11 protein-coding genes are annotated in these 12,817 nt (G+C 66.3%); 3 read left to right on the forward strand and 8 right to left on the reverse strand.

Annotation, left to right across the window (positions count from 1 at the left end; translation table 11 throughout):
* Positions 1–6: 6 nt before the first annotated feature.
* The 3 genes from ACLJOO_RS40040 to ACLJOO_RS40050 form a co-directional block, all read right to left on the reverse strand.
* On the reverse strand, positions 7–945 hold the full coding sequence (locus tag ACLJOO_RS40040) for a carbohydrate ABC transporter permease (protein WP_410793271.1): 939 nt from the start codon (positions 943–945) through the stop codon (positions 7–9).
* Complete coding sequence (locus ACLJOO_RS40045) at positions 942–2,267, reverse strand: ABC transporter substrate-binding protein (RefSeq protein WP_410793273.1); 1,326 nt, start codon at positions 2,265–2,267, stop codon at positions 942–944. Before ACLJOO_RS40045 ends, ACLJOO_RS40040 begins: the two co-directional genes overlap by 4 nt.
* A 154-nt stretch (positions 2,268–2,421) precedes the next feature.
* Positions 2,422–2,550 carry an iron-containing redox enzyme family protein gene (locus ACLJOO_RS40050; protein ID WP_410793275.1) on the reverse strand — a complete coding sequence of 43 codons (129 nt, stop codon included), beginning with the start codon at positions 2,548–2,550 and terminating at the stop codon, positions 2,422–2,424.
* Positions 2,551–2,641: 91 nt separating this feature from the next.
* Here ACLJOO_RS40050 and ACLJOO_RS40055 point away from each other — a divergent pair, with 91 nt between their 5' ends.
* Entirely contained in the window at positions 2,642–3,637 is a 996-nt protein-coding gene (locus tag ACLJOO_RS40055) for an SDR family oxidoreductase (RefSeq protein WP_410793276.1), read from the forward strand.
* 7 nt (positions 3,638–3,644) lie between these two features.
* Here the strand turns inward: ACLJOO_RS40055 and ACLJOO_RS40060 are convergent, their stop codons facing one another.
* Entirely contained in the window at positions 3,645–5,318 is a 1,674-nt protein-coding gene (locus ACLJOO_RS40060; RefSeq protein ID WP_410793278.1) for an alpha-amylase family protein, read from the reverse strand.
* 837 nt (positions 5,319–6,155) lie between these two features.
* Positions 6,156–6,761 carry a TetR/AcrR family transcriptional regulator gene (locus ACLJOO_RS40065; RefSeq protein WP_410793279.1) on the reverse strand — a complete coding sequence of 202 codons (606 nt, stop codon included), beginning with the start codon at positions 6,759–6,761 and terminating at the stop codon, positions 6,156–6,158.
* Between the two features lie 151 nt (positions 6,762–6,912).
* On the opposite strand from ACLJOO_RS40065, the gene ACLJOO_RS40070 reads away from it, so the two are divergent.
* A complete protein-coding gene (locus ACLJOO_RS40070; protein ID WP_410793281.1) occupies positions 6,913–7,452 on the forward strand; it encodes a DUF302 domain-containing protein in 540 nt (179 codons plus the stop codon).
* Between the two features lie 45 nt (positions 7,453–7,497).
* The gene (locus ACLJOO_RS40075) at positions 7,498–8,964 is read left to right on the forward strand and encodes an amidase family protein (RefSeq protein WP_410793284.1); all 1,467 of its coding nucleotides are present in this window, start codon (positions 7,498–7,500) and stop codon (positions 8,962–8,964) included.
* 624 nt (positions 8,965–9,588) lie between these two features.
* On the opposite strand, the gene ACLJOO_RS40080 is transcribed toward ACLJOO_RS40075, so the two are convergent.
* The 3 genes from ACLJOO_RS40080 to ACLJOO_RS40090 form a co-directional block, all read right to left on the reverse strand.
* Entirely contained in the window at positions 9,589–10,254 is a 666-nt protein-coding gene (locus ACLJOO_RS40080; protein ID WP_410793285.1) for a hypothetical protein, read from the reverse strand.
* A 788-nt stretch (positions 10,255–11,042) separates the two neighbouring features.
* Positions 11,043–11,870 carry a carbohydrate ABC transporter permease gene (locus tag ACLJOO_RS40085; RefSeq protein ID WP_410793287.1) on the reverse strand — a complete coding sequence of 276 codons (828 nt, stop codon included), beginning with the start codon at positions 11,868–11,870 and terminating at the stop codon, positions 11,043–11,045.
* The gene (locus tag ACLJOO_RS40090) at positions 11,867–12,814 is read right to left on the reverse strand and encodes a carbohydrate ABC transporter permease (protein ID WP_410793289.1); all 948 of its coding nucleotides are present in this window, start codon (positions 12,812–12,814) and stop codon (positions 11,867–11,869) included. The genes ACLJOO_RS40085 and ACLJOO_RS40090 overlap by 4 nt, the downstream gene beginning before the upstream one ends.
* Positions 12,815–12,817: the final 3 nt, after the last annotated feature.

The raw sequence follows: 12,817 nt of genomic DNA on the forward strand, positions 1-12,817 counted from the left end.
GAGTCATCACCTCCGCCGCCGGGAGAGCCACAGGTGCAGCATCGCGAGGAGGACGAGCGCGCCGCCGAAGAGCACCGACATCGCCGCCGCCGAACCGAAGCGCTGGTTCGTGAACGCCTCCTGATAGATGCGCAGCGTCGGCACCATCGTGTGGTCGCCCGGCCCGCCATTGGTCAGCACCTGCACCGTACCGAACACCTGCAACGCCCCGAGCAATGTCAGCAGCGACACGATCGCCGTCACCGGAAGCAGCTCGGGCCAGGTCACGTACCGGAACTTCGCCCAGCCACGCGCGCCGTCCAGGCTGGCCGCCTCGTACAAGTCGGCGGGCACGTCCTGCAGTCCTGCCAGGTACAAGATGAAGCCGAATCCCCAGTGATACCAGAGGAAGACCGCCGCCACTGCCGGCAGCGCCGTGCCTGGATCCTCGAGCCAGTTGTGCTGCAGCCCCGACAGTCCTACGGCGCCGAGCATGCGGTTCACGATGCCCGCGTTCGGGGCCAGCAGCCAGGAGAACATCATGCCGATGACCACCACGGAGAACACGCCTGGCAGGTAGAACGCCGTACGGAAGAACGCCTTGCCGCGCCGTACCCGGTTGACCGCGATCGCCATCCCGAGCGACAACGCGTTGCCGACGACGAAGCCCACCACACCGAAGACCAGCACATTGCGCATCGAGGACCAGAAGACCGTGTCGTGCAGGACGAACCGGTAATTGGACAGACCCACGAACGGGGTGGACGTGCTGACGCCGTCCCACTGCTGGAAACTCAGCACGATCGCCTGCCCGAACGGTACGAGCGTGAAGACGGCAAGCAGCAGCACCGCCGGGAAGAGGAAGGCGTACGCCATCAGTTCCCGTCGCCGCGCCAGCGGACTGCGGCGACGGGTTCCCGAGTGCGTTCGAGCGATCTCGACTGCTTCGAGCGGACGGACGGTCACTTGGCCCTCTTCTGCGCCGTCTCCAGGGCGTCGAGCACCTGGTCGACGGTCTTCTCCTTCAGCACCAGGCTCTGCACCCCGCTGACCAACGCCGTCCGGGCGTCAGTGTTGAACGGCGACGGAACCACCTCGATGGTGTCGGCGAGGGATGCGAAACCGGCGACCTGCGGGGGCAGGTCGGCAGCAGTGACCTTCGGGTTCGCCGGGATCAGCCCGACCATGTCGACGAACACCTTCGCCTGCTCGGGCTCGGTCAGCCACTGCACGAACTTCACCGCGGCATCGACGTTCTTCCCCTTCGGGTTGATGCACGCGCCCTTGCCGACACCGCCGTAGACGCGCGGCTTCTGCGTGCCGTCGGTCGCCTTCGGAATCCCCATCGACACATACTCCGTGAAGTCCGGAGCGGTCGCCCGCGCGACACCGATCGCCACCGATGCGTCGAAGATCGAGGGCGTGTCCTGGACGTTGAAGAAGCCCTTCTCCACCGTCGGGTTGTCGTCGTTGCCGCCTGGCAAGGTCTTGTTGACGATGACTCCCGCGTCTCGCAGCTCAGCGAGCAGCTGCAGACCTCGGCGCCAGCCGTCCGCCTTCCAACTCGCCTTGCCGGCCAGCGTCGCGTCGATCTGGGCGTCGGTCAGCCAGTTGGACGCGTGGCTCAGCAGGAACCGATCCGCCAGGGACGCGGCCATCAGGAACGCGCCGTTGCCGGTCTTGGCAGAGACCTTCTTCAGTTGGTCGATCCACGCATCCGTCGTGGCAGGCGGAGTCTTCGGATCGATCCCGGCCGACTCGAACGTCTTGGTGTTCAGCAGCAGACCCATGGTCTGGATCTCCCAATGGGCCGAATAGACGCCGGCGTCCAACCCGGCCACCGTGCCGGCCTTGACAGTGGTGAGGTCCAAGGCGATCGGCGAGAAGTTGTCCTTCCAGCCGCCGGTCAGCTTCGGCTCCAGGTTGAGCGCCCAGCCGGCCTTGTAGTACGGGATCATCTCGGGCAGCGTGAGCGTCGAGTACATGTCCGGCATGTCGCCCGACTGCGACTTGGCCTGCAGTTTCGCCGGGAAGTTCGTCGGCCCCGGGCTGTCGATCGTGACCCGCACGCCGGTCTGCTTCTCGTACGTCTCGACCAGCTTCTCGAGCGCCTTGGCCTGTCCGCGCGACTGATTCATGAACGTCAGCGACGTCGAGCCGCCGCTCGTCGCCGAGTCCTTGCTGCAACCGGTCAGAACCGGCCCGGAGAACGCGGCACCAGCAGAAGCCGCGGCCAGCCCGAGCAATCGGCGGCGCGTCAGTCGATTCCCTACGCCTGGTCTGGGCATTGTCTTCCCTTCCTCGCCGAAACGGCATGAATTCGAAATCCGGACGCGCTCCCCCGAACCGCACGGACTGCACAGCACTGCCTCCAGGAACAGCACGTCCCATCCAGCAGTAGGCTTGTTACCGGTAACATGTTGTTACCGGTAACAGTCGCTGTCAACACCCCGGCGTGACCGGATCCGGTCGTCCGCAGGTCTGCTCATGGACGGCGTCCGCTTCGACATGCTCGGTGAAGTACCGCGACTGCGCCTCCGAAGCGCCGAGCCTGGCGGCGCCGGCGGTCATAGCAAACTCCGGTATCCGGCCGACGCACCCGGAGACCGGGTTTCGGACCGCCCGCCGCGGTCACCGGGGACGAGAGCTGAAGGAGGACCAGGTGGAGCAGGTCGTTGTGATCACCGGAGCCAGTGCTGGGATCGGGCGGGCGAGTGCGGTCGCGTTCGCCCGCCGTGGCGCGAAGGTGGCGTTGCTGGCGCGGGGCGAGACGGGGCTCGCGGCCGCCGTACGCGAGGTCGAGGAGGCGGGCGGTACGGCGCTGCCGGTCGAGGTCGACGTCGCGGACTACGAGCAGGTCGAGTTCGCGGCCGGGAAGGTCGAGCGGGAGCTCGGGCCGATCGACGTGTGGGTGAACGTGGCCTTCAGTTCGGTGTTCGCGCCGTTCCAGGAGATCGAGCCGAGCGAGTTCCAGCGGACGACGGACGTGACCTACCTGGGGTACGTGTACGGCACGCGGGCGGCGCTGGACCGGATGAAGCCGCGTGACCACGGCACGATCGTCCAGGTCGGGTCGGCCCTCGCCTACCGCGGCATCCCGCTGCAATCGGCGTACTGCGGGGCGAAGCACGCGATCCAAGGGTTCCACGACTCGCTTCGCTGTGAACTGTTGCACGACAAGTCGAACGTGCACGTCACGATGGTGCAGATGCCCGCGGTCAACACACCTCAGTTCTCCTGGGTGCTGAACCGGCTGCCGAAGCACCCACAGCCGGTGCCGCCGATCTTCCAGCCCGAGGTCGTCGCGGACGCCGTCCTGTACGCCGCCGACCATCCGCACCGGCGCGAGTACTGGGTCGGCATGCCGACTGCGGCCACCATCATCGCGAACAAGTTCGCCGCCGGCCTCCTGGACCGCTATCTGGCCCGCACCGGGTACAAGTCGCAACAGGCCGACGAGCCCGCCGAGAAGGCCGCCAACCTGTGGGAACCCGCCGACGACGACCGCGACTACGGCGCCCATGGAGCCTTCGACGACCGCTCAACCGCCCACAGCTACCAGGTCTGGGCGTCACGACACCGCGGCCTCATCGCGGCACTCGCCACCGGAGCAGCCGCCGCCGTCTACCTCGCCCGCAGCCAGCGACAGCCGCGTTGACGCCCGGTCAGATGATGTAACGGTCCTCCGGACCGACGATGCGCAGCCAGCGGGACGCGTACGGTTCCAGCTTCAGCGACAGCGAGCCGTTCTCGGCGAGCTCGGTGGTGCCGTCACGGAGCAGGTCAACCGCGCGGAGTCCGACACCCGAACCTGCGACCGCGAGCGTTACGTCCGTCGCCTCAGCACAGAAGTTGTGTGCGGTGACGACAGCGCCGCCCTCGTACTCCGATCGGTGCGCGAAGACGGCCGGCGCGTTGTGCTCGAGTATCGTGCACTCTCCCCACGACAACTCCGGGCACTCCCGATAGCGCCGGATGAGCAGCTTGATCCAGTTGAGCAGAGAGTCCGGATCACGGCGTTGCGCCGCCACGTTGACGTGTTGAGGACCGAACTCCCCCTCGGTCACCGGCGCCGTGAGCTGCGATGGATCAGCCGTGGAGAAGCCGCCGTTCAGGCCGGTCGTCCACTGCATCGGCGTACGGACGGCGCCCCGGCCCTCGATGGCGAGGTTCTCGCCCATTCCGATCTCCTCGCCGTAGAACAGCACCGGCGTACCGGGCAGCGAGAACAGCAGGCTGTAGACCATCTTGAGTCGCGCCTGCTCGTTGCCCAGCATCGGTGGCAGGCGACGGCGCAGACCGCGACCGTAGAGCTGCATGTCCTTGTCCGGTCCGAAGGCGTCGAACACCTCCTGACGCTCGCCGTCGGACAGCTTGTCCAGCGTCAGCTCGTCGTGGTTGCGCACGAACGTCCCCCACTGGCTCTCCTCGGCGGGCAGTGGGCGTTGTCGCAGCGCCTTCACCAACTCGGCCGGCTCGTTGCGCGCCAGTGACAGGTAGAGCCGCTGCATCGCGATGAAGTCGAAGCACATCGTGAGCTCGTCGCCGTCCTCGTCACCGAAGAAGCGGTGGAGGTCGGGATACTGCAGATTGACCTCGCCGATCATGATCGCCCGGCCGTGGCGCCGATCCACGAACGCCCGCAGATCGCGCAGGTAGTCGTGCGGATCCGGCAGCTTGCCGGCATCCTCGGCGCCGGTCGTGTCGAGCAGGAACGGTACGGCGTCCACGCGGAAGCCCGACAATCCGAGCTGCAGCCAGAAGCCGATCACGCGCTGGATCTCCTCGCGCACCTCGGCGTTCGCGATGTCGAGATCCGGCTGGTACTTGTAGAAGCGGTGCAGGTAGTACTGGCCCGCCTTGTCGTCGTACTGCCACAGGCTCGTCTCCTGATCCGGGAAGACGACGCCCTCGTGCTGGTCCGCGGGCGGCTCGTCCCGCCAGACGTACCAACCGCGGTACGGCGATTCACGCGAGGCGCGGGCGCTCTGGAACCACGGATGCGCATCCGAGGTGTGGTTGACGACCAGATCCGCGATCACCCGGATCCCGCGATCCGCCGCGAGGGTGATCAGCTCGACCAGATCACCGTGCGTGCCCAGCCGCGGATCGACGCCGTAGAAGTCGGTGATGTCGTACCCGTCGTCGCGGTCCGGACTCGGATAGAACGGCGTCAGCCACAGGCACGTCACCCCCAGATCGGCCAGATGGTCGATCCGTTGGCCAACCCCACGCAGATCACCCACCCCGTCGCCGTCGGTGTCGAAGAAGGTCTCGACATCGAGGCAGTAGATCACCGCATTCTTCCACCAGACATCCGCCGTCTCCGTGAGTCGCATGAGCGTCCGGTGCCCAGCCGGAGCCCGCACACACCTCCACGATCGCGCCCGGCCGGAGCAGCAGGAGCCGCAGAGCCAAGAGCATCCCGGACACAGCGCAGCGAAGACCCCGGAGCCTGACTACGGCGAGCAGACGTATCGCGGCAGCGGAAAGCTGACCGGCAAGCGAGCGTTGATCACCGGCGGCGACTCCGGGATCGGACACGCCGTGGCCCTCGCCTTCGCCCGTGAGGGCGAGCGCGAGCAGTCCGGAAGTCCTTGCGAACAAGGCTATTTCAGTTCTGCGGACGTCTTACCCAGGAGGCGGCGGGCGACGATCAGTTGCTGGATTTGTTGGGCGCCTTCGAAGATGTCCAAAATCTCGGTGGTGCTCACCGGCCCTGGTGGCCAAAGCGCGCCATTATGGGCTCTGACCTGGGACGTCGCTGCTCATCGGTACCCGCCGATGACCAAGGTTTGCCAGCGTCCCACGGAGCAGTGACGGAGCAGGACGCTCAGATCTGGACCAACCGGCTTTGGCAAGCCCTGAAGGCGCCAACGGATCGCGGCGCTGGGCAACTGATGTCGACCGATCGGGTGTCGACCGCCGCGAGCTGTTCTTGCAGGGGTCCAGATCGTCGATGCGGACGGTCTGGTCGAAGGGGCGCCGTCCGCCAGTGTCCTCCTCCACGTACGGGGTCAGAGTCGCGAATCACGCGGACGCTCCACAGACCGTAGCAAGCGGACGACGGTCAAGGCACGACTCGCGCGATCAGAGTCCTCCCGATCCAGACCCGACTCACGGGCTTTCCCGAGGTTGGTGCGAGCGGAGCAACGGGATCGGGAAACGTGTCGTCGTCAGGCTGATCCAGACGCCCGGTCGAGCAGCGTTTCGGCCAGGTCTTGGGCGTCTTGAAGCGGTCGCGTGTCGTTGAGTGAGGTAGCCAAGGCGCGGGCACCCTCGAACAGCACGGCGAGTTGTCGGCCCAAGACCACCGGCTCGTGCGCGCCCGCCTCGGCGGTGGTCTCGATCACGCGTTCGGCGAACTCCCTCTTGTGACGCTCAACCAATGCCGTGGCCTCGGGCATCGTCCCGGCCGCTTCGACGGCGACGTTGTGCAACGGACAACCCCGCACCGTCGCCGGCGGTGCGGCGGCCGGAAGCTCGGCGAACAGCCCGAGGAGACGCTCACGCGCGCTGAGGTCGCTGCGCTCCAGAACGGTCTCGGCGAGTAGTGCGCCGTCGGACTCGAGACGTTCCAAGTACGCGCTGACCAGCGCCTCCTTGCTCGGGAAGTGTTGATAGAAGGTCCGCGTCGACACATGCGCGGTGTCGGTCAGCTTCGCGATGCCGGTGGCGTGGATCCCGTCGCGTGCGAACAACTCGACCGCTGCCCGCAGGATGCGCTCCCGCGCTCCACGCCCGCCTTTGGGTGCGCTGGTCGTCGTTTCACTCGTTCCCATGCCCAAAGTATAGCGATCGATTTACTTCCCAGAAATGGCCTGCTAAGTTGAAGTACAGCGATCACTGTACTTCGGGAGAAGTGCTCTGGCACAGCACTCGTGCCCCAGAGCTGCACCTCCCATCCGAGAACGAGAAAGGAACGAACAAACGATGTCCACTCAGAACTTCGTCGCAGTTCCCCACGAGGCTGTCCGGTGGTCGATCGACACCGGCTCGTCCTTCGAGGACTTCCGCGCTCGCTACGAAGCCGCCGTACCGGTACTGGACCTCGAGCGGATGGCACAGATCCGCGCCGAGCGCGCAAGCTGGGACACCGTGCTCGCCGCTGCCGCGGAGAACGCCCCGCACGGATTCCTGCGGTTCTGGAGCACCGATGTCGGCGAGCTCATGCAACTCGCGGGCGATCAGGGCTTCTGCAGTAGCTACCTGATGGGGAATCACACGATCGCCGAGCGCATGTACCGCCACGACCCTGCGGTGATGCTCTACGCCCCGCTGCGAACGGCGATCCATCAGGACCAGTACGGCGTCACGCGGTTCTCCATCGACCAGCCCAGCACCCGATTCGACAGCTTCGGACTCCCGGACATCGCGTCGGTCGGACAGGAACTTGATCGTAAGGTCGCCAACCTCCTGCGAATCCTCGACGTTCCGGTGCCCCCCGCCTTCACCGCGGCAAGCGACCAGTAGTCGACCCGACCTCCGGGCGCGACCCGGACATTGAGAAAGGCAACCATGAAGAACGACGAAACGTCCGTCGGTGACACCGTATCGACAGCAGACGACAACGAGCTGGTCGAGCTCGGCGTCGCGGCAGCGGCCACCGCGATCCGCAACGGCGAGATCACTGCCGAGTCGTACGCCACGGCCCTTCTGCAGCGGGCCCGCAAGTACGCAGATCTGAACTCCTTCATCACGATCGATGAGTCCGCCGTGCTGACCGCGGCCGAAGCTGCCGACAAGGCACGCGCCGCGGGCTCGAGCGCTCCCCTGCTCGGCGTCCCGCTGGGAGTGAAGGACAGCTACCTGACACGCGGGCTTCGCACAACGCTCGGGGTAGAGGTCCTGGACCGTTTCACGCCGGCCGAGGACGCCGAGGTGGTCGGGACGATCAAAGATGCCGGTGGCATCGTGTTCGGAAAGAACAACCTCGTCGAGATGTCCTTCGGACTGACCGGGGACAACAGTCGCTATGGCCAGGTCAAGAACCCTTATGGCACCGACCACATGTCAGGCGGGTCTTCCAGCGGTTCCGGAACAGCTGTCGCAGCCCGGATCGTGCCGGGCGCGTTCGGCGGCGACACGGTGGGTTCCATCCGGGTGCCCGCGTCGCTGGTCGGCGTCGTGGGCTACAAACCGACCACCGGACGTTGGCCAGGCGGCGGCGTAGCGCCGATCTCCCACACGCTCGACACCCCAGGCATCTTCGCGCGCACCGTCGAAGACTGCGCGCTCATCGACCAGATCGTCACCAAGGACGTGACCGCCGCCCCGGCCGCCCGTTCCGATCTACAGGGGGCGAGATTCGCGTATGCGCCCAAGCAGTACCTCGGGTTGATCGAGGCCGAGACCGAGGCGCACTTCCGGAACACACTCCAGCGCATGCGCGACGCCGGAGCCGAGGTGGTCGAGATCGACCTCGGCGAGGACTTCTCCGTACTCGCAGACCGATTGACGTGGAACCTCTTCTTTCGCGAGACGATGCAAGCCGTCTCCGAGTATCTGCGCCGGCACGACGTCCCGGTTTCGTTTCACGACATCTACGACGGGCTGAAGCCGGAACTCAACGGCGTGTGGAGCGAACTCGTCCTCCCGAGCGGACCAGGCTACATCTCCCAGCAGACCTACGAGACGACGCTGTCCGTCGATCGTCCAGAACTGCAGCGCCGGTTCGACGAGATGTTCACTCGCGGCGGCATCGATGCGTTACTCTCCCCCACCACGCCCAGCCCCGCACCACTGATCGAACAGCAGGCGACATTCACGATCTCGGGCGAGGAGGTCAACTATCTGGTTCTGGCGAAGAACACTGTCCCCGCCAGCGGCGCGGGTTTGCCGGCCATCAGCGTTCCGATGGGCATCACTCGACACGGCCTGCCCGTCGGACTCGAGATCGACGGCGCACACAGTGACGACAGGCAGCTACTCGACCTGGCACACCGGGTGGGGACCGTTCTCGACGACCTGCCCGCGCCCGCGTGAGCAACCGAGTGCCCTGACAACCCAATGCCCACGGCCCCTAGTCATCGGTGACGACCACCAGAAAGTTCGTCATCCCTCAGCAACCCTCTGCTCGCGCCGGTTCGCTGCGTCAGGATCGATGTTCAAGGTGGGAGCCATGACGAACAGTCTTCCACCGCGCGACGCCGGCCGATCCAGGACGTCAACGAACTCGTCGACCACATCCAATCCGTGCGGTCACCTGCTGTTCGGTGCGCGGGATGGGCGGGTGCCGCTTCGATTGGGCTGCTCGTTGTCTGGGTGATGCTGGGTTACCTGGTCGGCGTCGACGACCCAGGGATGTCGGACTCGGAAGTCCTCGAGAGGCTCAACGACGACGCGCGGCAACTGCCGGCATCGGGCTGCCGGTGCTCGCCGCGGTGGTCGCGCCTCGGTTCGCCGGCTGTTCAATGCCGGGTCAGTCAGCCGACCAGTGCGCGGAAGCCTGCTCGAGTTCCGCAGGTGGTGTGCTTGGTTGCCTTTGGCAATCTACGCCCCCTGGATCGACTTGTCGGTTGACCGAGGTCAAGGTGCTATCGCAGCAACGTGCAATTGACTGGATTCTCGGCTCGGCTGGGATCCGTAAGCTCGACGGTGCGTGCGGGCTCAACCGGCGCGGTAGAAGGTCTTCGTCGCGCGGGCCACGACCGAGTGCAGGCCGACCAGGTCCTGCTCGCGGCCGGCCGCGGTGATCTCCACGGTGGCCGTGGTGGCCCGGCCGTAGTCCGTGGTCCAGAGGCTGATCACCAGCCGGGTGCCCCCGGTGTCGTCGGTGTAGGAGTAGGTCATCGTCTTGGTCTGCAGCACGTCGTAGGGCTCACCGTTGGGGTGCAAACGCGGGGTCAGGCCGTCGACGACGGACAGGACGCGGAAGCCCTTCGTCCCTCGGAGTGCGGCGATCCTCTCGTTGACCACGTCCGTCCTGGTCTCCGTTGCTGGGAGGACGCAGTTGATCCGCAGCACCCAGAGGCCGTTACTGCCGCTGAACTTCGCGTGGTAGTCGGCGACCTTGACCTTCGGCCAGCCCTGCGGCACCTGGGCTCCACAGCCGGACTCGTAGCCGGGTCCGGAGACGCCCCAGCCGTCGTCCTGGTAGGTCACCTGACCGGGCTGGAGCGGCGGTGTGCCGGCGGCGGCCGTGGCGGGCGGGAGCGTGGCGGGCGGGAGTGTGGCTGTGCTGGTCCGACCGGCGTGGGCGATGCTGAGTCCCCCGGCGGCGAGTGCGGCGACGACGGCGGTCACGCCGCCAGTACGCGCGAGGCTGAACCTCATGGTCCTCCCTTGATGATGCGCGCTGATCGCATCGGTCGATGCGATCACTTGGACAGCCCCTGGGAAGGAAAAGTTCGAGCCGCCGACATCCGTTCCTGAAGGCCGGTTTCAGTTACCGGGTTCGACCAGCTCGAGCTGGGATTCGGCCCGGCGCCGGCGGAGGTCTTCTTGGGTCGCAGAGCGCCAGGCATCAACTCGCCTCCTGCCGGTGACCGGTCAGGCATCCGCACCCGCCCGAGCTACCGGCGCAGATGACCTATTCCGGCGTGTTGTATTCCTCGGAGCGGTTCAACGACTGCGCGGTGAGGCAGTTCCGTGCGTCCACACCCCCGGATCGGGGACGCGGTACCAGCCCCACGATGGCGGCGGAGACTACGGAGTCTTTCAGTACCACGCCATCACGATCTGCGTCATCGGCCTGTGAGATGCGTTGGACGGACTCCACGGTAGCCGAGTTCCTGTCGAGGAAGTTCTGCCGGCCGACTCTCCGGTTGAGCTCTGCGCGCTGCGTGGAGCGTGATCTGCTCCGGGGTGGGGGCCGTGCCGTTGTCGTCGCGGCTCTCGGCCCACCAGGTCACGAGCGGGTTCCAAGGCGAGTCAGGAGCTACTGTGGCGCGAGCAGGAGGCGTCCAGGAGCAGGCTGAGAGTGCTGAATCTCAGCGCGTATGCGTGTTGATAAAAGCGCCGACGTCCCGGCGCGAAGTCGATGCCATTGGCAACAGTCAGGCCGGTCAGCACCCGGCGGCCGCGGCGACTCGCCTTGGAGGTAAGCAGCCGAGGAGATCCGGTCAGCTCTTGACCGCGCCGGCGATTCCCTCGACGAACGTCCGTTGCAGAAAGAGGAAGACCACCACGATCGGTACGACGCTGATGCAGGCGGCCGCGGCCAGGCCGGTCCAGTCTGTGGTGTCCTGACCGTAGAACCCGTACATCCCGACACCGAGCGTCCGCAGGTCCGGGTTGCCGAGCGTGAACACGAGCGGGATGAAGAACGCGTTCCACGCGCCGATGAAGTTCAGCAGCGCGACGGTGCCGATGACGGGCTTGGCGAGCGGCAGCATGACCTGCCAGTACGTGCGCAGGTACCCGGCGCCGTCCATCCGGGCCGCCTCCTCGAGCTCCTTCGGGATCCCGCTGAAGAAGCCCATGAACAGCAGCACGGGTACGACGAGCGCCGGCCCCGCCTGGGCGAGTGCCGCGCCGAGCAGCCCGTTGCCTAGACCGAGACCGTTCACCAGGACGAACGTCGGGATGATCGTGTAGCCGTGCGGGATGAACATGGTCGCAACCAGCACCGCGACCAGCACCTTCTTCCCGGGCAGCCGGGGACGCGACAACGCATACCCGGCCGCCGACGCGACGAGCAGTACCAGGACGACGACCGCGATCGAGAACGTCACGGTGTTCGCCGTGTAGGTACTGAACTTCGCCGTCGTCCACGCCCGCCGGAAGTTGTCCAAGGTGGCGTGGTCGGGCAGCAACGACAGCCCGCCGAGCAGCATCTCCTTCGGCGTCTTGAACGCGGCCGAGATCATCCAGACGAACGGGTACACCCACACCAGGCACAGCGGGACGAGCAGCAGGTGCCAGGCGTTGCGCCGCAGCAGCCGGTTCACGAGCTCACCCGCCGCCGCATGAAAGGTGCCTGAAGCAACGTCACGACCAGCGTCAACAGCCCGAAGACCACACCGGCCGCCGACGCGAACCCGTACCGCGGCGCCTGCAACGACGGATCGAACGCATACCGATAGATGTACGTCGGTACGACGTCCGTCGCGTAATCCGGTCCGCCTTCGGTCACCGCCCGCACCAGGTCGAACGTGTTCAGGCTGCGCTGGAACACGAGCAGCAGGATCACGATCGCGATCGGCAGGACGACCGGCAGCGTCACGAACCGCAGCGACCGCCAGAACCCGGCGCCGTCGATCGCGGCCGCCTCCTGCAGGTCCTTCGGCACGGTCTGCAGCGCCGCGAGCCAGTAGATCAAGGTGATCCCGAACCCTTTCCAGACGTCGATCGAGAGCAGGGTCGGCAGCGCGATCGACGTACTGCCGAGGAAGTTGACCGGTTGGTCGACCAGGCCGGTGTCGAGCAGGATCCGGTTCACCAGGCCGCCGGCGGGGTCGAGCAGGATCGCGATCACGATGCCGATCACCGCAGTCGTCGCTACCACCGGCAGGAACAGCACCAGCCGGTACAGGTTCCGGAACCGCAGCCAGGAGTTGTTCAGCAGGACCGCCAGGACGAGCGCGAGCGGCAGCTCGACGAAGATCGCGGCCAGCGAGAACACGAAGGAGTGCCAGAACGCCCGCCAGAAAGCGTCTGACGCCAGTACTTCGCGGAAGTTGGCGAGCCCGACCCAGTCGGCCGGCGAGCCCACCCCGTCCCAGTCGAAGAACGCGTACCACCAGCTCGCGATCATCGGCCAGATCGTGAACCCGCCGAAGAGCAGCACCAAGGGAATCAGGAACACGTAGCTCCACAGGTGCCGTCGGAACGTCCGGGGTCGACGTTCCCTGACCGGCGCCTTCGCGGTCACGCGCTCGATCGTCGTCGTCATCCG

This window comes from Kribbella sp. C-35, assembly GCF_046549195.1.
In the GTDB taxonomy this organism is placed as follows: domain Bacteria; phylum Actinomycetota; class Actinomycetes; order Propionibacteriales; family Kribbellaceae; genus Kribbella.